This is a genomic window from Sedimentibacter sp. B4, from assembly GCF_000309315.1.
GTDB classification, from domain to species: domain Bacteria; phylum Bacillota; class Clostridia; order Tissierellales; family Sedimentibacteraceae; genus Sedimentibacter; species Sedimentibacter saalensis.
On record NZ_CANG01000214.1, the window covers coordinates 1 to 241 of the forward strand.

The 241-nt window shown below is 68.0% G+C and carries 1 pseudogene; it reads left to right on the forward strand.

From position 1 onward, the window contains the following. Positions 1–241 (forward strand): annotated as a pseudogene (locus BN358_RS23175) (anaerobic glycerol-3-phosphate dehydrogenase subunit A); the annotation flags it as partial.

Here is a 241-nt window from a genome sequence, read left to right on the forward strand (position 1 = left end):
ACCTGGGCCAAGGCACCACCGGACGGTTCCACGGCCTGTTGCACTCGGGCGGACGCTATGTGGTCAGTGACCCGCTCTCTGCGACGGAGTGCGCCCAGGAGAACGCGATCCTCTCCAGGATCCAGTCCGAGGCGATCGAGACCACGGGCGGCTATTTCGTCACCGGGCCGGACGACGACCCGGCCTTCGCGGACAAGTTCCTCGAAGGTGCGAAGGCCACCGGCGTCCCCGCCCGGGAGAT